General features: G+C 46.1%; 14 protein-coding genes. 1 reads left to right on the top strand and 13 read right to left on the bottom strand.

Going from position 1 to position 22,099, the window contains the following annotated elements:
* Window positions 1–76 precede the first annotated feature (76 nt).
* The 13 genes from ACF8OV_RS01975 to hemL form a co-directional block, all read right to left on the bottom strand.
* Window positions 77–2,485, bottom strand: coding sequence for a GH36-type glycosyl hydrolase domain-containing protein (locus ACF8OV_RS01975; RefSeq protein ID WP_005494031.1), 2,409 nt, complete (start codon window positions 2,483–2,485; stop codon window positions 77–79).
* A gap of 84 nt (window positions 2,486–2,569) precedes the next feature.
* Window positions 2,570–4,489 (bottom strand): beta-N-acetylhexosaminidase, encoded by a 1,920-nt coding sequence (locus tag ACF8OV_RS01970; RefSeq protein WP_317676125.1) that lies wholly within the window; start codon window positions 4,487–4,489, stop codon window positions 2,570–2,572.
* Window positions 4,490–4,497: 8 nt separating this feature from the next.
* Window positions 4,498–5,388 carry an N-acetylglucosamine kinase gene (locus ACF8OV_RS01965; RefSeq protein WP_015297234.1) on the bottom strand — a complete coding sequence of 297 codons (891 nt, stop codon included), beginning with the start codon at window positions 5,386–5,388 and terminating at the stop codon, window positions 4,498–4,500.
* A 2-nt stretch (window positions 5,389–5,390) separates the two neighbouring features.
* Window positions 5,391–7,130, bottom strand: a complete 1,740-nt coding sequence (locus tag ACF8OV_RS01960) for a glycoside hydrolase family 9 protein (protein WP_042762597.1) — start codon at window positions 7,128–7,130, stop codon at window positions 5,391–5,393.
* Window positions 7,131–7,193: 63 nt separating this feature from the next.
* Window positions 7,194–8,189, bottom strand: a complete 996-nt coding sequence (locus ACF8OV_RS01955; protein WP_005461254.1) for an ABC transporter ATP-binding protein — start codon at window positions 8,187–8,189, stop codon at window positions 7,194–7,196.
* A gap of 47 nt (window positions 8,190–8,236) precedes the next feature.
* Window positions 8,237–9,220, bottom strand: coding sequence for an ABC transporter ATP-binding protein (locus ACF8OV_RS01950; RefSeq protein WP_005461267.1), 984 nt, complete (start codon window positions 9,218–9,220; stop codon window positions 8,237–8,239).
* A gap of 2 nt (window positions 9,221–9,222) precedes the next feature.
* Window positions 9,223–10,248: an ABC transporter permease gene (locus ACF8OV_RS01945; RefSeq protein WP_005461261.1), complete on the bottom strand. Its 1,026-nt coding sequence runs from the start codon at window positions 10,246–10,248 to the stop codon at window positions 9,223–9,225.
* Window positions 10,249–10,250: 2 nt separating this feature from the next.
* Complete coding sequence (locus tag ACF8OV_RS01940; protein WP_005461259.1) at window positions 10,251–11,237, bottom strand: ABC transporter permease; 987 nt, start codon at window positions 11,235–11,237, stop codon at window positions 10,251–10,253.
* A 170-nt stretch (window positions 11,238–11,407) separates the two neighbouring features.
* Window positions 11,408–13,090: an ABC transporter substrate-binding protein gene (locus ACF8OV_RS01935; protein WP_005461274.1), complete on the bottom strand. Its 1,683-nt coding sequence runs from the start codon at window positions 13,088–13,090 to the stop codon at window positions 11,408–11,410.
* A gap of 907 nt (window positions 13,091–13,997) precedes the next feature.
* On the bottom strand, window positions 13,998–17,384 hold the full coding sequence (locus tag ACF8OV_RS01930; protein ID WP_005461251.1) for a response regulator: 3,387 nt from the start codon (window positions 17,382–17,384) through the stop codon (window positions 13,998–14,000).
* 226 nt (window positions 17,385–17,610) lie between these two features.
* Window positions 17,611–18,636 carry a 16S rRNA (guanine(1207)-N(2))-methyltransferase RsmC gene (gene rsmC, locus ACF8OV_RS01925; RefSeq protein ID WP_005461281.1) on the bottom strand — a complete coding sequence of 342 codons (1,026 nt, stop codon included), beginning with the start codon at window positions 18,634–18,636 and terminating at the stop codon, window positions 17,611–17,613.
* A gap of 86 nt (window positions 18,637–18,722) precedes the next feature.
* Window positions 18,723–19,808, bottom strand: coding sequence for an AI-2E family transporter (locus ACF8OV_RS01920; RefSeq protein ID WP_005461253.1), 1,086 nt, complete (start codon window positions 19,806–19,808; stop codon window positions 18,723–18,725).
* Between the two features lie 337 nt (window positions 19,809–20,145).
* Complete coding sequence (hemL, locus tag ACF8OV_RS01915) at window positions 20,146–21,441, bottom strand: glutamate-1-semialdehyde 2,1-aminomutase (RefSeq protein ID WP_029807354.1); 1,296 nt, start codon at window positions 21,439–21,441, stop codon at window positions 20,146–20,148.
* Between the two features lie 247 nt (window positions 21,442–21,688).
* On the opposite strand from hemL, the gene erpA reads away from it, so the two are divergent.
* The gene (gene erpA / locus ACF8OV_RS01910; protein WP_005461279.1) at window positions 21,689–22,030 is read left to right on the top strand and encodes an iron-sulfur cluster insertion protein ErpA; all 342 of its coding nucleotides are present in this window, start codon (window positions 21,689–21,691) and stop codon (window positions 22,028–22,030) included.
* Window positions 22,031–22,099: the final 69 nt, after the last annotated feature.

Below are 22,099 nucleotides of genomic sequence, written 5' to 3'. Positions count from 1 at the left end.
CCGCGCCTTAAAATTTTGCTAGCGAACCCAATGCACAAGCTAAAGAGCAAAAGTGCATTGGGGCATTTTTAAGCGATTAACCTAGTGTTACGATCACTTCGTTCACGGAGCCTTCCGCTTGAACTGGTACTGATGCGCCAGTGATAGCTTCGCCGTTCAGAGTGATAGATTTCACGCCTTTGCTGACTGAATCAGGGTTAACAACTTTGATGTTGTAAGTCGCGCCTAGCCACTGACGAGTGACTTCAAATCCAGGCCAGTTAGTTGGAATACATGGATCGATAGTGAGACCATCAAAACCTGTGCGCACACCAAGGATAAAGTTGGTCACTGCGAAGTAAGCCCAACCAGATGTGCCAGTTAGCCATGGGTGGTTTGCACGACCGTGATCTTGGTGGTCTCGACCCATAATGAACTGCACGTAGGAGTACGGTTCTGCGATACGTTTTTCGATGATGTCGTTTTGGTTGTATGGGTTGAGTGCATCGTAGAACTTCATCGCACGGTCACCGCGCCCCAATTTTGCTTCAGCAACCCAAGCCCATGGGTTTGGATGTGAGAAGATCGCACCGTTTTCTTTTACGCCTTGGTAAACGCGTGTTACAAAGCCGATATCATCATTTGGTGTTGCGAATGATGGTGAGTTCAGATGTAGGCCGTATTCAGAGAATAGATTCTCGTCGACTGCGTCCATTGCCTTTTCACCGCGCTCTTGAGATACCGCACCAGACAGCACCGCAAGAGTGTTTGACTCTAGGTGTACACGACCTTCTTTTTGTTGCGCTGTGCCAATCTTGTCGCCGTTTTTCGTTAGACCACGAATGTACCAGCCGCCTTCTTCGTCCCAAAGGTGTGTTTCACACGCTTCACGCACGTTTGCTGCCATCTCGGTGTATTTCTCAACGTCAGCTTCTTTGCCTAGATATTTTGCAAGGTCGATGAACTCTTGTAGCGCCCAGAAGTGTAGGAAAGACACCATTGAAGACTCGCCGCCACCTAGGTTTAGACAGTCGTTCCAGTCGGCACGTAGACCTTTACAGATGCCCGTTTGACCCACGTATTCAGCTGAGAAGTCTAGCGCAGCTTTCATGTGGTCATACACGGTTGCATCACCGCCATCCGCGTAAGGAATCACTTCGTCGAAGAAGCTGTGCTCACCGGTTTCCATCACGTATTTACAGATGGTTGGTACTAGCCATAGGTGATCATCAGAGCAAGTGTCTTCAATACCGTGGATCTTATCTTCATCGGATGGAGTAGGAACAACCGTTGGAGACTTAGATGGTTTAACATCTGCTTTTTCAGGATCGAACCAATCAGGATCGAATAGGTGTAGGCCGTAACCCGCTTTTACTTGACCACGCAGTAGATCAACGATGCGCTTACGAGTCATTTTCGGGTTCGCGTGAGGAACGGAAATTGCGTCTTGCGCCGTATCGCGGTAACCAAGACCAGTACGACCACCCACTTCGATGAACGAAGCAAAGCGAGACCAAACCACACATGTTTCTGCTTGGTATAGCGTCCAAGCATTGATCATGGTGTCTAGGCCTTCGTTTGGCGATTTCACTTGGAACTTGCCACAACGCTCATCCCAGTGTGCTTTGATGCCAGCAAATGCATTGTCGACTTCTGCAAGGTCTTGGTACTTAGCACGTAGACGCTCACCGTTGCCTTTACCGATACCTAGAATGTAAGCAAAGCGAACTTCTTCTCCTGGTTGGATAGTAAATTGCTTGTGCAGAGAGCCACAGTGGTTGTAACACGTTTGTGCGGTGTTAAAACACTTACCTTGTTCTACTGCTAGTGGGTTTGCTTCGTCGCGGTATAGACCTAGGAAGCTATCACGTTGACCGTCGTATGAATCTGGATCAAACGTTGACGCTAGGTAGTAGAAGCCTTCGAAATCGTTAGTGTTGTAGTACAGGTCGTATTCAATCACGCCTTCGTTGTATGACGTACCAGCAGAGTAGAGAGACATCTGGTGGTTTTGGTTATCAGATTGAATGTGGCTGAACGAGAACTCAACAAATGAGAATGCACTGATCGTACGCGGTTTGTCTGAGGTGTTCTTGATTACTACATCCCAAATTTCTGCATCTTCGCCTTTTGGTACAAAGAGCGTTTTGGTTGCGCTAATGCCGCTGTATTCACACTTGAATTTAGAGTACGACAAACCATGACGAACTTCGTAGTTCGCTTCGTCTAGGCTTTTGGCAACTGGTTGCCAAGAGATTGACCAGTAATCTCCCGTCTCATCATCACGTAGGTAAACGTAGTGTCCTGGGCGATCGAATGTCGCATTTGGACGGAACTTAGTAACACGGTTGTATTCTGGAGAGTTGTAGAACGAATAGCCACCTGCGTTATGCGAGATAACGGTACAGAATTTTTCTGTACCTAGGTAGTTGGTCCAAGGAGCAGGTACATCAGGGCGAGTAATGACGTATTCACGATTCTCGTTATCGAAATAGCCGTATTTCATTTGTGTATTTCCTTTTTACAAAGCTGCGTCTGCAGCCAAAATTTAAAAACTCTTCAAGCGTGATGCTTCTACATCAGCTCTGTATTACTTCCACGGTTTACGGTAATTCACTCCCTGCAAATCAAGCAGCGGTAGGTGTCCTTTCAAACGTGATAAATAGTCGGTCCAGTCTCGGTGTTGCTTGTCTGTCCAACATGCTTCTGCCATTGCGGTTAAGCGCGGGAAGACCATGTAGTCCATACGAGACTGGTTGTTGATGATTTCGCACCACAATGCTGTTTGAATGCCCCAAATGCGTTTACGTATTGGATCGTCGGCTGGCACTTCAGCGAGTGGTTCATAGTTGTAAGCTTTTTCTAGCGGCAATGGGTTAGCCCAATCCACGCCCGGTTCTTCTGGTGCGTAATCTTGGGTCATATCTAAGTAGGTGGTTTGCGCAGGTTGTAGCACCACATCGAAACCTTGGCGCGCGCAGTTCAACGCCGCTTCTTCGCTTAACCACGAATAGATCACTGTGTCTTTGCTGACTTTGTCGCCATGCTGTGCTTCTTCCCAACCCAGCATGCGCTTGCCAAGTTTGCGCAGTTTGTCTTCGGCATGATGCAAGAAGTGCCCTTGTAACTCTTTGTAGTCGCTGTAACCCAGTTGTTCCATTAGTGCTTGGCATGCAGGGCTTTTTGACCATACGCCGTTAGGTACTTCATCCGCACCGATATGAACATAAGGGGCAGGGAACAACGCGGAGACTTCTTCCAACACTTTATCGATAAACTCATAGCTCCCCGGCAGAGCTGGGTTAATGACGTTGTCGTTGTAATGCTGAATGCTGCGGTATTCGGTGGTATCTTCTGCTTCTACCAATAGGTGTGGTAACGACTTGATGGCAGCTCGGCAGTGGCCTGGTACATCGATTTCAGGGATAACAGTGATGCCTCGTTTCGAAGCAAAGGCAACCACGTCTTTGATGTCTTCTTGAGTGTAAAAACCGCCGTAACGCTCAGCAAGGTGCGTGTACTGTGGCTCATTGGTTTCATCCAACCCACGCCATGCGCCAATATCGGTTAGTTGAGGCAATGATTTGATCTCAATTCGCCAACCTTCATCATCGGTAAGGTGCCAATGGAATGTATTGAACTTGTAGTGAGCCAACTGGTTGATCAAACGTTTGACTTGCTCAACGGAGTGAAAATGGCGAGCACAATCTAGCATCATACCGCGGTAACGAAAACGTGGTCGGTCTTTGATTGAACAGCAAACCACTTCCATTGAGGCTGGTTGATCGCCAACTTTGATCAGTTGCAATAACGTTGCACAAGCATGGGTAAAACCAGACGAAGAGCCAGCTTCAATTTTGATCGACTCTTCTGCTACCTTCAGCTTGTAGGCGCCTTCATCCAAGGTTGGGTTGCCTTTGAAGATGATCTGACTGCCATTGTCTGATGCGAACTCAAATTGATGAATGCGCTTAAGCTCTTCAAGTAACCACTCTTTAGCTGCATTGGCTAGGTTTGAATAAACTGCAACGCCAGCGTGATGATTAAAGCTAAAGCAGTGATCGCTGACTTCTATATGGTTTGGTTTTGGCAATAAAGGCTGCGCATGCGTCAAGCTGGAAGGGATCTCACTACGTTCACGGTACGGTGAAGCCAATACGATCGGCGTGACATCGACTTGAGCTCGCTGAAGGTTGCCGTTGACTTCAAAGTTGACCAAGGCTTCATTGAATCCATCAGAATAGTAACGGAATGGATTCGAACCAATACTGAACTCGCAGTAAAAATGATGGTTAGCTGCCAGCACCAACCCTTCTGGTTTGAGGGTGCAGTAGCTGCCAATTTGCTTGAGCTGACCATTCGAAATACTATCCGGCAGAATGTAGCGATCAAAAGCAAAAATCAGGCTCCAATTGTGGAGATCTTGATCGCTCAAGTTATGGAAAGTCAGTCCGAAACGGCAGTTTTGCTTTTGTTCTGATAGGACGACGAGATCAACACGATATTCCATATCTACTCCTACGCCGCACTGAGCGAGTAAAGGTTATGTTCAGGTTTACCTGCAAACATAATTGCGCCTTCAATCGCGTCAAACTGTGGCTCAACAACCCATTGCTGAACTGGTGGCGAAAGCCAACGTAAAATACGTTCAGCAATGCTGCCCATTAAACAAATACGCGTTGCGCCGCGCTTGTTTAATGCCACGAGAAACATTTCTATATCAGCTGCAGTTTGCTTCAGCATCTCAATTGCTAGTGCATCACCTTGTTCTGCATGTTGGAAAATCGCAGGAGAAAACTGGCCATAATCACGAGGAAGCGCTTGTTTAGACCAAGCCACCACGTTATCAACGTCATTTTCGAAATGCGCCATGACGTGTTGTGCTAGAGGCGTTTTCTCCCTGATGCCATCTTCTGCTAACAAAACTTGTTGAACTAGGCGAAGCCCCATCACTGCGCCGCCACCTTGATCCGAAATCGGGAATTCACGACCACCGACAACGTGCTGCTCCAATCCTTTAAGGTAGATGCCACAAGAGCCCGTTCCTGCGATCATGATTGCGCCATCTTCGCCATTGTGTGCACCAACGCACGCGCCGTAAGCATCAGTATTAAGAGTCATACTGGCAAACGGATGAGGAAGAGACATAAAGGCTTGCCAAGATGCTTTGTGCTCAGCACCTGCAAGGGCTAAGCCGACATGCATCGATGTAAAATCTTGTTGTGTCAGGCCACCTTGCTCGGCAGCCGAAGTGATGGATTCAAGAATCGAAGCCATTGCAACTTCAGCACCTAGCATGATGTTGGCGCTGCCGCTTTTGGCCTCGCCAAGAAAATTACCTTGTGAATCTTTGATCCTGGCTCGACATGACGTACCGCCACCATCGATACCGACAAAATACATCCCCATGATTATTGTTCCTTAATATTTTTAGAGGTTGCCAACTGAGAAATATGCTGAGCTTGACTCATTATCGCGAGTAAGTACCAAGCGCCATGCGGGATCCATTGTTCGCCCCAGCGCCAGTTTTGTAACATGTCGTCTTTTTGTGCTGGTGGGTTAAATGCGATGTCTTCCTCGTCTTCAAAGCCGCCAGTGATTCCGTTACACACACCGCCTTTAGCGTTGAAGAAACCATATTGAGGAAGGTAATCAGGGTTGTTACGACCGTGGCCATCAAGCATGCACATGTCGTATGGGTTTAAGCCTACAATCCAGTTCAATGCATCTTGAGCAAACACGGAAAGTTGTTGCTGTATTTCTTGCGATGCTATATGCGGTTGAGCAAGATACGCCATGGTCGCGAGTGAGCCCAATCGAGCATTCTCGCCTTGCCACCAATAGCCGGATTCATTGTTGTGTGCGACAAAAAATGCATCGCGTTTTGACTCGTTTACGCCTTTAACATACTGGCGAGGGTAACCGAATGGGTTGGTCACTTTATTCGATATTTTGATCTCAAACTCACACGCTCGGTTAACGATGCGTTTTACCGATTCTGTCGGTACGGAGTCGTCTTCAATTGCTAGGTATTCGCATAGGGCAATAACTGGTAGACCTGCTTCGGCAGCGTGAAAGTATGGACGACTGCCGTCTTGGTTTGCTGACCAAAAGTGTTGAATCTGCTCGTCGCTCATTTGGCGGGCAACTAAGCGTTGTGCCCACAAACGGCTCTCTTCCAAGTAGCGAGTTTCTTTGGTGGCTTTAAACAGTTCTACACTAGCTAGTAGCGCACAGTATTCGTCGATAATGTTTTCTTCACCATCATTGAGGTACTGCGTATTGTGCTCTTTTAAGTGCCAGTAACCATTTTCAGCAGCGTTGCGGTATTTCTGTTGATCGTATTCGCCGTGAACACCTAAACGCGACGCCGCGGCCAGAGCTGCGATGGCGACACCGCCACCTTGTCGAAAGCCTGCTTGGTAGTCGTCAAATTTGTGACCAAGTTGCGTTTCGTAGGCACAGATTTCTCGTTGCGCAGTATCTTTGCTCCACTTATCAAAGACCGTCATGTAGAAGAAGCCTTTTTCGTTTTGCATACGAACAAGGAAGTCTGCACCGAACAGGGCTTCTTCAATAAGACGTGTGCGTGTGAAGGCTGCAATGTCTTCGCTTCCTTCAAGCAATGAAAGCCCTTTTAGTATGTTCCAAACCACCATTGGAGTTTGTTGAGGGTTCAAATAATTAGCGTATGAAAGATGACTTAAGTACTTACTAACGTCTCCAGATGCGTCGTACCAGCCACCGTGAACATCAACTGTTTGATTGGCGTTGAGCACTGGCACTTGTCGATCTTGTTGATCGAAAACCCCACCGCAACGTTGTGATTTGAAGTAGTGGATCACATCTGACAGGGTTTGATTTAACAGAATATGTTCGCCAACAGTGAAATAAGAAGAACGCGAATCTTCCACTTGCAGGAAATAGTCGCCTGAATCTGTGAAAGATGAAAAGTCGATGAGGTAGAAATAGCCCTGATGCCAGTTCGCCACTTTACCTTGTTCTTCAACCGCAAAAGTTGCCACTGTTTGCTCGCTAGTGGCACAAATCAATTGAGCAGTGTAAGAAGACAAGTGTGGTTGTTCGGTCTGGATAATGGCTTTTTTGGGACCCAGACGTTCATAACCAATGTGGTTAGTCAGTAGCAGCATTCAATGTCTCCGGGAAACGATAAAAACAGGAATGGGCCAGGCTGAACCTGACCCTCGTTATGATTAATCTTCAAATAAGTAACAGCGGACAAAGTGGTTGTCGGACAGTTGAGTGACGCCCGGTAGTCGTTCGCGACATTTGTCGGTAGCGTGTACACAACGTCCTGCAAATGGACAGCCGACAGATTCTGGTGTCCAAAGTGGGATTTCCCCTTTGTTGCCTTTCAGTTTCTCGTGAATAGACTTTGATGGATCTGGAACCGCAGATACCAACAGTTGAGTATATGGGTGTTGAGGATCGTGAATGATTTCTTCAGTATCGCCCCATTCAACCATGTGACCTACGTACATGACCGCGAGATCTTCAGCAATGTAACGCGCTGTTGCGATGTCGTGAGTGATGTAAAGCAGAGACATTTGTTTCTCGAACTTCATCTCTTCCATCAAGTTCAGAACACCGGCACGGATTGATACATCGAGCATCGATGTTGGCTCATCCGCCAATACCACTTCTGCACCAACTGCGATGTTACGAGCTAGGTTTACACGTTGACGCTGACCGCCAGATAGCTGGTGCGGGAACTTTTGCGCCGTTTCTTTTGGTGGAATAAGACCAACTTGTTCAAGTAGGTCGTACACACGTTCTTCCAGTTCTTTCTTGTTGCCCGGTGCTACTTTCTTATGAATAAGCAGCGGGCGCGCAATATGGTGGAAGATATTGTGCGTTGGGTTTAGCGAGCCAAACGGGTCTTGCCACACCATTTGTACGCCTTCACGATACGCCATCAAGTCTTGTCTTGAGGTGATGTCTTGAATATCACGCCCTTTGTACTCAATGATGCCGTCAGTAGGTGCGTACATTTTTGCAATCATTTTAGCGGTGGTCGATTTACCTGAACCAGATTCGCCCACTACTGACAAACCGCGGCTTTTGTACATTTTGAAAGATACGTCGTTGATAGCACGCATCTTTGACTGCTTGATTGAGTTACTGTTTAACGGGAAGTCCTTAACGACGTTTTTACCCTCAACCAGCAGTTCGCCGAGTTGTTTGCTCATAATTCTCTCCAGTGTAATTTTGTTCTTAGCTAGCGTGACTTCTGGTTTTAAACCTTGGCTTGAGCAATCGTATCGCCGTACAAGTGGCAGTTTGAATAACGACCAGGTTCAATTTGACGCAGCTGAGTCGGTACTCGTGTACAAGCTTCGTGGACACGGTCACAGCGAGCTTGGAAGCGGCAGCCTTGAGGAATCTCTAATAGGTTCAAAGGGTTGCCTGGAATACCAGTCAATTTGGTCTTAGGACCAGTTAGTGGAGGGAAAGAGCTACCCAAACCTTTGGTGTAAGGGTGGTAAGGACTTTCCAGAATTTGTTTCGAAGGTGCGACTTCAATCAATTCACCTGAATACATGATGCCGATACGGTCAGAAAACTCGACCATCAGCGACAAGTCATGAGTAATGAACAGAATTGAGAAGCCAAACTCTTCTTTAAGCGCGTAAATCTTTTGCAGAATTTCACGTTGTACCACCACGTCTAGTGCCGTAGTTGGTTCATCCATGATGATCATCTTCGGATTCAGAGCCAGAGCAATAGCGATAACCAAACGCTGACGCATACCACCAGAGAACTGGTGAGGGTAATCGCTCAAGCGGCTAGGATGAATATCAACTATTTCCAATAGGCCTTCAGCGCGAACTCTTGCTTGAGCTCGAGTGAGTCCTGTGTGGCGCATAATTACGTCGCAGAACTGTTCTTCCATAGTGAGAACTGGGTTCAGCGCGTTCATCGCACTTTGGAATACCATCGACATTTCACTCCAACGGAATGATTGCATGCGTTGATCACTGTATTGGAGGATGTCTTCGCCATTGAAGATAACTTCACCTCCGGTGATAAACGCTGGCGGCTTATGTAAGCGCATTAGCGAGAAAGCAACGGTTGATTTACCACAGCCTGATTCACCAGCCAGACCAAAGACTTCGCCCGGTGCAATATCAAAGCTTACGTTGTTACAGGCGCGGACATCGCCCGCATCTGTAATGTAGTCTACGCATAGGTTACGGATAGAAATTAGTGGTGCAGTCATGATTATTTATCTCCGCTCCATAGTGCATTTTGCGGTGCCAATTCAGGCTCACGCTCTTTCTTGTCTTTTGCTGCTAGTTTTTTCCAGCGTTTCATGCCTTTGTGAGAACGAAGCTGAGGGTTCGCAATTTCGTCAACGGCAAAGTTCAACAGAGCAAGACCAGTAACCAGTAGTGTTAGTGCAATACAAGGTGCGAGTACTTCCCACCATGCGCCAATCAACATTGCTGAAGATGTTTGTACGTTGTACAGCATGATGCCCCAGCTGATGGTGTTTGCGTCGCCAAGACCCAAGAACGAGATAACGGCTTCGGTGTTGATTGCCAGCATTACTGAACCGATGAAGCTTGCACCTACGATAGGAATTAGGTTTGGCAGAATTTCAACGAAGATGATGCGGAATGGAGATTCACCCAAAACTTCGGCTGCTTTAACGAACTCTTTCTCACGCAGTGCCATGGTTTGCGAGCGAACAACACGAGCGCCCCAAGCCCAGGAAGTACCTGCAATAATTAAGGCAATGGTGAGAGGACCTGCCTCGCCAATGAATGCCGCCAATACAAACAGCAATGGATATTGAGGAATTACTAACATGATGTTCATTGCAGCACTCAATACGTCATCCACTTTACCGCCGAAGTAACCTGCCGAGATACCAATGACCGTCGCTAGGAAACACACGATGATGCCAGCACCAAAGCCTACCCCTAGTGATACGCGGGCACCGTAAGCCACTTGTGACCAGATGTCGCGGCCCATACGGCTAGTACCTAATACGTGATCTGCTTTTTTAGACATAATCAGCGTGCGACGATCGTCTGCTAGGTTCTTAGCCACCCAACCATCAGGGTTACTTTGCGCTTGTTTCACAACAAAGCTTGGGTACTCATGAGGATTACCAGTACGCTTGTCTGGTGCGTGTTTTGTAATTAATGGTGCTGCCACTGCAACGAAGATGAAGATCGTGATAATGGCTAAACCAATACGTGCGAACGAGTTGCCTAAAATCAGTTTGAATAAGTTTTTCATGATTATTTGCCTCCCTTGCGTAGGCGAGGGTCTAGAATCATGTACAGCATGTCAGCCATTAAGTTGAAGCACAGCATGAACATCGTCATGATAATTAGCTGACCTTGAAGTACTTGGTAGTCACGAGCGTGGATAGCGTTCAATAGAACAGTACCTAGGCCTGGGTAGTTAAAGATCATTTCGATAATCAACTGACCACCGATAGCCATACCTAGAGACATTGAAAGTGCAGTCACACTTGGAAGTAAAGCGTTACGAGCGGCGTAGTTAAATACCACACGGTTTTCGCTTAGCCCCTTACCTTTAGCCATAGTGATGTAGTCTTCAGCTAGAAGGTTGATCATGTTGTTACGCATGTTTACTAGGAAGCCACCGATTTGAACAATCGTTGCACAAAATAGAGGCAGTACCGCGTGGTAACCAACGTCTTTAATGAATGCCCAGCTTGACCAATCTGGCACGGTGCCTGGTGTATAAGCGTAGCCAGATGGGAACCATTTCAAGCCAATTGAAAAGGTAAACAGCGCTAGCATTGCGATAACCATTTGTGGGATAGCTTGGATGATCAGTGTGCCTGGTGTTACGAAGGCATCGTAACGACTACCACGTTTCCAAGCGGCGAAGATGCCAAGAACTGATGCGATTGAGAAAGAAAGTACAACCGCTGTACCAGCTAGGAACAGAGACCAGCCAAATGCACTGCCAAGTAGAGAGTTTACTGAAAGCGGATAGAACTGAATTGAAGTACCTAGCTCCCAGCTTAGAATGTTTTTAATGTAGGACAGGTATTGGATGTAAATAGGACCATCAACGAAACCTAGCAATTCTTTCATTGCTGCGATTCGCTCTGGCGTTACCTGTACTGAAGCGTTCGCAAACATCATGGTAACTGGGTCACCAGGCATTGCTCGCGGAATAATAAAGTTTAACGTCGCCGCAACTAAGAGCGCGACAAGATAGAACGACAAACGTCTTAAAAAATAACCCATAACTCACACCTTACTCACCCAGATTTTTTCCCTGTTTCTGGTTTCAGGTCGCCCCTAGCGAAATTTAGAGCGAAAAATCCCCTGACGACGAGCGCCACATATTGGTTTCGTTATTAGGGGATTTTTATAGGCGGCACACGGGATGTGTGCCGCGAGAAATGAACTTCTACTTATTTAACTGGTTTTAGGTCCAGTACGTGAAGTAGACGCTCTGGGATACCAGCCCAAATGTTTGGACGGCCCTTAGGATTTTCTTCGTTCCACCAACCAGTGAAGCGAGTTGTGTTGTATTGGTACATGTAAGCGCCAGACAACACAGGGATAGTAACTTGATCCTGAGCGATGATTTGCTGGATACCATGAGCGATTTCTAGCTGTTCTTGCTTATCAGCTGTTTTGTAGAAGCTGTTAAGTAGGCTGTCTAGCTTGTCGTTCTTGTAGAAGTGCATCGCGAAACGAGGCATACCATCGCCAGATTGTAGCTTCGAGTTGTAACCGCTATCCCAGTACAAGTGTGGATCTGCACCGTGGAAGTAGTTGGTGTAAGCAACGTCGTAAGTACCTTCTAGCATTGCTTGGTTGTACACAGAGAAGTCTGGAGTACGAGCACGTGCTTTAATACCAACTTCAGCTAGTTGCTCAACCGCTAGTTGTACTGTGTTGTTGAAGTCCGTCCAACCGTTTGGCGATTGAATTAGAAGCTCAAAAGACTTACCTGATGGTGTGTCTACGAAGCCATCTTTGTTCACGTCTTTGAAGCCAGCTTTCGCTAGAAGTTTCTTAGCACCTTCAACGTTGTACGTGTTGTAGCCTTTGTACTTGTTGTGAGTTGCTTCGTCAGACCAAGCTTCGAATGCGTAGCCAAGGCCAGATGCGAAGTCGTTCACTGTACCGCCACCGTAGAATGCGATGTCGATGATAGTTTGACGGTCAAGCGCCATAGAGAACGCGCGACGGAAGTCAACGTTTGTTAGTGCTTCGTTCTTAGCCGCGTCTGGGTTTTTGAAGTTCACTACGAACGCTTGAGTACCTGCTGGCGGGTACCAGTAGTGGTGGTTCGGGCTTGCTGCTGCGTAAGTACGGTCAATGTCAGGAACGAATGAAGAAGTCCAGTCCATCTCGCCGTTAACAATCTTACCTAGGAATTGGTCGTTGTTTGCGATTTGAGGTACACGTAGACAGTCAACATCTAGGTTGTCAGCATCCCAGTAGTTCGGGTTTTGACATTGGATGTACAATTGTGGAGTGAACGTATCGATCACTGTGAATGGGCCTGAACCTACAGGATTTTCGTTAGTAAACGTTGCTGGATCTTTCACTTTGCTCCATACGTGCTTAGGTACAACTGGTACTTTAGCAATTTCGTAAGGAACGTTAGAGTTTGCTTCGCTTAGACGGAATTTAACTTGGTAGTCGTTAACTTTCTCAACACCAGTAACCCAAGAGTTGATGCCTGACTGGTCTAGCTCAGGCTTCTCTTTTACTAGGTTGAAAGAGTAAACAACGTCGTCAGCAGTGAATGCTTGACCATCAGACCATTTCACGCCTTTACGGATATCGAAAGTTACGCTCATTAGGTCGTCAGCCATTTTGAAGTTTTCAGCTAGACGGAATACCGGAGTGTTACCGTGCATTTCGTTGAAAACAACTAGTGGCTCGTAGATGAAGTCGGTTGTTGTGTGCAAGTTAGTTGCACCCAAGAAAGGGTTAAAGTTACGAACGAAAGTTGTAAACTCTTTAGGGTGGATAGTCAGTTCACTGCGTTCAGCCGCAGTAGCTACCGATGCAAAACCTGTAGTAGCTGTTGCAATAATTGCTGTTGCTAGTGCTGTTTTTTTAATATTGGCAAGCATAGCTGTTCCTTACTATTTGCTTTCATTTCACTAAATGGAATTGAATGTCATCAATTGATAAACACTCTCCAAGACCTACCTCTTCGTTTTTCGTTACTTACGCTTTTCACATTAAGTCTCGTTAAGAGTGGCCTGTAGGCCTTAGGCAGGAGTAAGAAAACACCTTATCCATAAAATAATCAAACTCGATTCCCGTTAAAAACGTTAAAAATACACTCGTCCACGTCATAAACGTCATTTTGTTTGCTTTTAGCTCGTTCTTGGTTGAAAAATGAACATTGATATGTGTCGCAGTTTATATCCGCGTTTTGTTTGTGTGTTAGTGGGTGCTAACGTTTAGGTGTAAGTTTTTAAAGGGTTCTCTCTGTCTATCTAAGGTTCAGAGATCTAGCTCACATGCGCTGAAAGCGTTAATTAATCAGGTGAAATTTAATCTGCCGTTCTGTTGTGATTGACTTCGCAATCTCTGTCAATTGTTGGTCAATTTCCGTTTGGAATATGAAAAATCGTCTTTTTTACCAGCGAAATTAAGGGAGGGATTATGCTTTTTTTACAAGAAAAATGAAGTCTAATTTCCCATTTATCAAAGAAGAATGGCGGATTGATAAATAGTGCAATACAACACTTTTTAACTACGGTGTTTTTTCGTTTAAAGAAGAGGAGAGTTCCGTCGAAGCCGCTAGGAAATGAGCTCAATTAAGAAGAGTGCTTGAGGTCGTCGCTAAGATTAATGGTGTTTGTGAAAATGTCAGCTTGTACTAGTTCGTTGAGTGCATAGGAGCATACATTCACCGTTTACATGTCATGCATTTTGTGTTTGAGAGGGGAGAGTGCGTACCACCCATAGGCAGAAAACAATAGGTATAAAAAGCCCCGCATTGAGCGAGGCTTGTATTTTATGAGAGGTTTAGCTAGTGAGCAGTCTCTGCAATTTATCGCGCTGTGCTTCGATGTAAGCACGTTCAGGGCTCTGTTCTTTACAGTGTTCAAGAATAAACTCAATCGAACTCAGAACCGTTCTCCAGCGCGGTGTTTTAGGCAGAGTTTCGATACGCATGTATTTATCGAGCGTGCGGGTTTGCAGTGTGCTTCGGTCGAGGTAGACGCGCCACAGTCCACTTTGTTCGGCAAACGCAAATTTACTTTCACCCGTAACAGACTCCCAATAGTCCAATGCATGCGTCATGGCATCGACCAACACTTCACGCATCAAATCTTGCTTATCTTTTTTGTTGCCCAAAGCCTTATCAGCCAAACGAGTAAACTCTCCGCCAAGCTCTTTGAGTTTCTGCAACTGGTCTCTATCACCATCGAATGCATAACTTGAGAGTACTTCTACCGCAGTTTCTAGGTTATGAATACGCGCGGCGTTAGCTCCACCACCGACATTAAAGATGTACATCACATCTAAGCCGGAGCCTTCTGGCAGTTTTAGAATGTCGGCTTCAATGTTTTGACGAATATCCTCAATGTAGATATCAATCTTGCCGCAATAATGAGGCTGCTTCACCGTCAAATATTTTGGTGCGATCAGTTCGTCAGCTGACGAGCGTTTAAGTTGCTCTAAACTGCGTTTGAATAGCTTACAAGCCGCTTCGTTGGCAAAACGAATACGCTGATCTTCTCGCAGACAAATAATAGCTTCCGGTGCAGATTCTAGCTGTTCTAACAAACGACCTTGAGTTTCAAGAAGGCTTGCTTCGACGACAGCACGCTGTCTAAGCTCTGACTCCAGCACTTTGTTTTCCATATGGCGCATTTCCGCTTTACTTGCTGTTAAATGCGCTTGGATACGTGCCGCCAACTCTTGTTTGTTGAATGGCTTCGATAAGTAGTCATTCGCGCCTGCTTCAAAGCCTCTCACTCGGTCTTCTGTTTGGCTGAGAGCGGTGAGCATAATGATCGGTAGCTCAGCATGATCATAGGTTTCACGTAGTTCACTACATACTTGGTAGCCGCTCATGCCGGGCATCATAATGTCGAGTAACAGCAGTTCTGGCTTTTCTTGTTCAACCAGCGCCAGCGTTTCTGGGCCATCTGAAACGGTACGAACGCGGTATCCTTCTAGGCGCAAGAAGCTTTCCAGTACTCGCAAGTTAACGGGTTCATCATCTGCGACGTAAAGCAGTGGGCCATCAGGGTTCTCTGGTAGCGATAAGTCGTCGCCATTTTCCAAATTAATCTCAGGAATTTGAAAGTGCCCGCGCGCCACTAAGGTTTGAGTTGCTTGGATTTCCTCTTCGCTGGCCAATGGCAAGGTGAAACTAAACGTGGTGCCGACCATCGGCTGACTGCTTACGTAAAGCGAACCGCCCATCAACTCAATCAGTTGGCGGCTAATCGATAGTCCCAGTCCCGCACCTTGACGATAGCGACTTGCATCTTGACCAGCTTGAATTAAAGGCTCAAAAATATGCTCAAGATGCTCTGCTGGAATTCCCTGACCAGTATCGACCACTTGCACGCGGACGTGATCGTCAACAATGGTAGCGGAAATGACGATCTTACCTTCTGAGGTGTATTTAATGGCATTGCCAATCAAGTTATACAGCACTTGTTCGAGGCGTTGCGGATCGGCCGAAACGGCTTTAAGGTCGGCGGGTACTTGGTTGATGATGCGAATGGTCTTATTGCCTAGCAGGTGATTAGAAAGCTCAAGCACCAAGCGTGTTGCACTGGCTAAGCTTACTGCCGATTTTTGTATATCCATGCTGCCATAGCGCATTTTGTGGTAATCCAATAAATCGTCTACGAGGTTAGCTAAGCGTTGACCACTCTTGATAATGATATCAAGTTGGTATTTTTGACTGGCGGGAATGACTCCATTTGCTCCTGACACGAGGGTTTCTGCAATCCCAACCATGCCATGTAGCGGTGTACGCAATTCGTGCGAGGTTGTTGCGAGGAACTCATCTTTCAGTTTATCAGCCAGTTGCAACTCATCATTTTGCTTCTGAATCAGCTTGATGTTGCTTTCAAGTTCTTCGTTTTGCTGTTTGATGGTTTGGATTTTTTCTCGAATCGAGCGCTGCATACGTTCGAAGCTGATAGCCAAGCGACCGATTTCATCTTTACGTTCGGTATTGAATGTCGTTTCGTCGAGGTCGCCAGCGGATACTTTCTCCGCCGCCCAAGTCAGCTTCAGCAGTGGTGATGTAATGAAGTTGGACAAATAATGCGATGCAATCACCACAAGAATGATCGCGATTAGCATGGCGATAACGAAGAGCTTTTCCAGTTGATGAATGCGTGAAAACGCCTCTTTTTCTGGAAGTTGAACCACGAGCGCCCATGTAATGCCGCGTGTTTGAATTGGGGCAAATGCAGCGATAATTTCTTCGCCAAGTCCATTGGTGTAGGTGCCAACGTCGGTTTGTCCCGCTAAAGCTTTATCGATGACTTCAAGACTGTTTTGAATACTGTCTTGCTTGGTATTAATCGTACGTGGTTGCTGATCGCTGCCGACCAGTAGAGTGTTGATGGACGATTCACGGTTTTTATCTGCGATCAGCTTGGTAATGCCGTTGTTTGGTAAACGGAACATAGCATAGCTGTGCAAATAGCCTTGCTGAACGATAGGTGCACCAAGCCAAGCGACTTGTCGACCATGTTCCAGTTCAAAATCAGAAATAATGACGGGCGTATAATCTTCATTCACTTTGCGGCGTTCGTTGACGTCATCAGCTAGACGTTTAAAGGTTTTACCTAATGCCGAGTCTTTATAGCGCCCCGTTAGTAGGTTAGTACCGTAGTTGTCGTCTTTGTTAATGGAATAGGTTACGTTGCCGTTAATATCGACCAGCAAAATATCATTAAAATCTGAGCGTTTGAGTAGCTCCAGATACGCCCAGTGATAACGTTTGTGGAGTAAGCGATAACGTTCACTGCCGACATAATTTGAGGACTCCGGTAAAATCGATGTTTTGATTTGGTCACCGCTGCCTTCGATATAACGTTGCTGAGCATTTTCACGTGCTTCTTCAATATCATTGCCTAAACGGCTAAATGCATTGACGAGGCCGTAAAAACGACCACCACTGGCATACGCGAGCTCAGAGCGTACAAATCCCATGACTTCGGTTTCTTGCGCTTCGAAGTAGTCGAGGATCTGTTGTTGTTTGGTATCACGAACAGAAAGCAGATGTGAAGTGCTCTGTTCTTGCAGATCTTTACTATGGGATTGCAGGAAAAAAATCGCAGTGATGGTAAGAGGCGTAATGCTGAGGACAAGAAACGCAGTCATCAGCGTACTCTGAAGGCGCTTAAATTTCTGTTTTTTGTAGAATTTAAACATGGATAAGATTACAACTCGTAAAGGGCTTGCATGGGTTGAAGGTGCTCGCCTAGGTTCTCGTTAAAAACGGATAAGAAGTTAAATTCGATAGAATTAACAAAATTAACGAGTTTTTTTTCTTTGACAAGAAAGTTAGTTGCAAAGCGTGCAGAGTCACGCAGTTTTTCTTAAAAATGGGGCAATTTTAGGAAAGAAGCGCGCAGGTTCTTGCCTGCGCGGCTCACAATTACGATTTTTTCGCGTAGTAGATAGAGAACTTATTGGTCTTATTTAGCGTCTCGCAATTATTGAATGCGTTCTCAATAATTGGTGGGTATTTCAGGAAGCTGTTCGCAACAATGATCATCTCACCATGGTTTGAAAGATGTTGTGGCGCGTGACCTAACAGAGTTTCAGCCGCGTTGTAATTGGTGTCTAAACCACTGTGGAATGGTGGGTTGCTGATGATAAATCGGTAGTCATTGGCCGTATCTGAGTAAATGTCAGACGCAAACACGCGACCAGACAAACCGTTGGCTTCAAGCGTTGCTTGGCTTGAGGTGATGGCATACGCGTTGATGTCACACATCTCAATCGCAATTTCTGGGTTTGCTTTCGCCATGAACGCGCCTAAAACACCGGCACCACAACCAAAATCGAGCACTTTGCCTGACAAGTTAGGTAAGGTTTCCAGTAGTAGACGGCTGCCTAAGTCAAATTCACCATGACTGAATACGCCCGGTAAACTTTTTACTGTAAGTGACTGCTCACCAAGGGTTACCGTGTAAGACTTAAACCAATCTTCTTGATTGAATGGCTTTGGCTCATTTAAGCAATTACCCCAGTAGAAAGAGCAGCGGCGAGCTGAGTCGTATTTGTTCACAGGGCCATATTCTTTGAACATCTTTTCAATGCTCTTTACACCGGAACGGTTTTCACCGACAACCACAATCTCCGCGTTCACGCCCAGTTTAGCCATGAGCATGGCAAGCAAATATTCGGCTTCTGCTTTCGCTTTTGGCCAATACAGCAGGAGCATGTCGGCTTGAGTTTCCACATCAAATTCAGAACCAAAATGGCTTTTTATTTTGTCTGAGTGACGGATTTGACGGAAATAGCTGTAGTTTGAAGTAAAGACTTCGACCGATTCACAGTGTGCGGTCAGTTCCAGAGGGAACATATCTTCGACTTCACCTGCAACTAAAACATGTTTTCCGTTGAAGTACTCTAGCTGACGCTGAGCGATTTGGCTTGGAGCGATATAGGCAGACATAAATTTGGTTCATCAGAAATAATTAGGGCCAGATTTTCGCACAATCTGGCCCAAGCTTGAAGCTGTTGCTTACTATTCAGTAGCGGCTAGCTGTTGTCTTGTTGGTTGAGGAAGTCTTTGAATTCCTCTTCATAGATATTAAACAGCACCATGGTGACCGCAAAAATCAGCGGGCCATAAATCAAACCAATCAAACCAAATAAGTGCAGACCACCTAATAATGAGAAGAAAATCATTAAGGTATTCATGCCTGCGCTGCCTTGCATCAACAATGGACGCAGCAAGTTATCAATCGAACCGACGATGACTACACTCCATGCGGTTAGGAAGATTGCCCACGTCATATCACCGGTGAGGAACAAGTACGCGGCGGCGGGTATCCAGATCAACGCCGTACCGACAACTGGAATGAAGGAAGCAAAGCCCATCATTGTTCCCCAGAATAGGCCAGGGAAGCCAGCTAGCCACATACCGATACCGCCCGCTAAGCCTTGCGCGATAGCCGTTAAAAAGGAGCCCATGACTGCGGACTTCGAAACTTGTTCTATCTCGGTCAAGATTCTATCTTCTTGGCTACGAGAGAGAGGCAGAATATGTCGAATTGCCGAAATGATTTTGTCGTGGTCACGTAATAGGAAGAAAAGCACAAACAGCATCAGGAAAAAATCCATCAAGAAGTTTGTTGCATCACCCAGAATTTTCGCACTGATCGCGACAAGGTTTGAACCAAAAGTGGTAGCAAATTGCCCGATTTTTTCGGCGATGGCTTTTGGCTCGATTTTATCGAAAGGCAAGTACTCATTAACAATGGATAGACCTTTGATAACCCAAGGATGTTGGAAGATGTCTTGAATGCCACCATTGGTGACCCATTTGTACGTATTCTGAGAAAAAACGGAGCCTTGTTGAACAATTGCAGCAAACACAAACAGTAGTGGAATGACAATAATGAAAGTCAAAACTACGCACGTGAGCAGCGATGCCGAATTTTTGTGTTTTGGCATTTTACGCTCAAACCATTCATGCACAGGAAACATAAGCAGTGAGATAATGAAAGCCATTACGATCGAATTGATGTAAGGCTCGACCAATAAATAGCAAGCAAAAGCAGCGGCGAGTAGAGCGATCATTAATACACGATGACTCGACGTGATTTTTACGTTGTTTGGCATGAGATAAATCCAACTTACGGATGACGTTTACAATGGCTCGCGTTGATATCAGCGCGAAACCTTTATTACTTTGCACCGGCTTTCCTTTCAGCCTTATGACACAGCTGAATTGGGAAGGGGTAAATGACCTTGTTATAATGACTACAAATCAGATGGTTATCAATCAAGAGATGAAAAATGGGTTGTTGTAACGGCGATAAGAAATGTAAATCTGAGAAGAAAACCAAACGTATTCCGTGGTTTGGCATTGTTCTAGGCGTGTTAGCTGTCTTGGTAATTTTGAACTGGCAATAAAAAAGGACCTTCCGGTCCTTTTCTTATAACTTGCGTATAGCGCTTATTTTGCTTCTGCCGCAATGATTGCAAAACAGCGATCCGCAGCTTCTAGTGTCGCGTCGATCTCTTTTGAACCGTGCGCTAGAGACGTAAAGCTTGCTTCGAATGCTGATGGCGCGAGGTATACGCCGTGATCTAGCATTAAGTGGAAGAAACGCTTGAATCGTTCGATGTCGCACTTAGTTACGTCTTCGTAGCAAGTTACTGTTTCTTGGTCAGTGAAGAAGAAGCCGAACATGCCGCCCACTTGGTTAACAACTAGTGGGATACCGTGTTTCTCTGCTAGAGACTTAAAGCCATCTGCCAGTTGCTTAGTTTTAGAAGCTAGGCGTTTTTCATTGCCTTCTTCTTTTAGAAGATTCAAACAGGCAAAACCTGCAGCCATTGCCACTGGGTTACCAGAAAGCGTACCAGCTTGGTAAACAGGGCCTGTAGGCGCAACGTATTGCATCACTTCTTTACGGCCACCGAAAGCACCCACTGGCATACCGCCGCCGATTACTTTACCTAGCGTGGTTAGATCTGGTTTGATGTTGTAGTGTGCTTGTGCGCCGCCAAGTGCAACACGGAAGCCTGTCATTACTTCATCAAAAATCAGCAGTGCGCCTTCTTTATCACAGATTTCACGCAGGCCTTCATGGAAGCCTTCTACTGGTGGGATACAGTTCATGTTGCCCGCCACTGGCTCAACGATGATACATGCGATTTCACCTTTGTTCGCTGCAAACAGTTCGCGTACAGAATCTAGATCGTTAAATGTTGCTGTTAGCGTGTGCTTAGCAAAGTCTGCAGGAACACCTGGAGAGCTTGGTTGGCCTAGAGTTAGTGCACCAGAGCCTGCTTTTACTAGCAAACTGTCTGCGTGACCGTGGTAACAGCCTTCAAACTTCATGATCTTGTCACGACCAGTAAAGCCACGAGCGAGACGAATCGCACTCATGGTTGCTTCTGTACCAGAGCTTACCATACGGATTTGTTCCATTGATGGTACGAGTTCAGACACTAGCTCTGCCATCGCGATTTCCATCTCTGTTGGTGCGCCAAAGCTCAGGCCACGTTGTGCAGCGTCGATAACTGCTTCACGAATAACGGCGTGGTTGTGGCCAAGAATCATTGGACCCCAAGAGCCAACGTAATCAATGTACGCTCTACCATCGGCATCAAAAATCAGTGCACCGTCTGCTCGTTCGATAAATAGCGGAGAACCGCCAACGCCGTTGAATGCACGAACTGGTGAATTTACACCGCCAGGAATGGTTTGCTGAGCTTTTTGATACAGCTCTGATGATTTGGTCATGGGGTTATCCTCTTTTGATTGCTCGGACCAAGTGGGGCGCATTGTACCTAGCTATAATCAAGTTAGAAACGTTTTGCTTAATTTATGTGTTGTTTCGCAGTGTAATCTTACATATCAGCGACCAATCTAAAGAATCGGCGGCGAATACTTGAACGAGTTTGTCAGGTATTGGATAATCGTCCTCAATTAGCACAAATTTGACGTCTTGCTCCAGGCTTGACGCATTACACGAGTGAGAGAGGTCTTCGTGAGCGAAGTAAACGTACCATTATCTTTTTCTGATGCTGCAGCATCTCGCGTTAAGGCACTGATTGCAGAAGAAGAAAACCCAGCATTGAAATTGCGCGTATACATTACTGGTGGCGGTTGTAGCGGCTTCCAATACGGCTTTACTTTCGATGAGAACGTAAATGACGGTGATACAACCATCGAAAACAGTGGCGTAACACTGGTTGTTGACCCGATGAGCCTGCAATACCTGATTGGTGGCATTGTGGATTACACCGAAGGGTTGGAAGGCGCTCGCTTCTTCGTTAACAACCCGAATGCAACAACCACATGTGGTTGTGGTGCATCATTTAGCGTGTAATTGACGCGATGACAGGCAGCCAATTGGCTGCCTGAGTTTTACGTAGCAGGATGTCACGTAAACATGCTC

Source organism: Vibrio sp. GLN_1, assembly GCF_043106015.1.
Lineage (GTDB): Bacteria > Pseudomonadota > Gammaproteobacteria > Enterobacterales > Vibrionaceae > Vibrio > Vibrio parahaemolyticus.
This window is presented reverse-complemented; position numbering and strand designations above follow the sequence as displayed.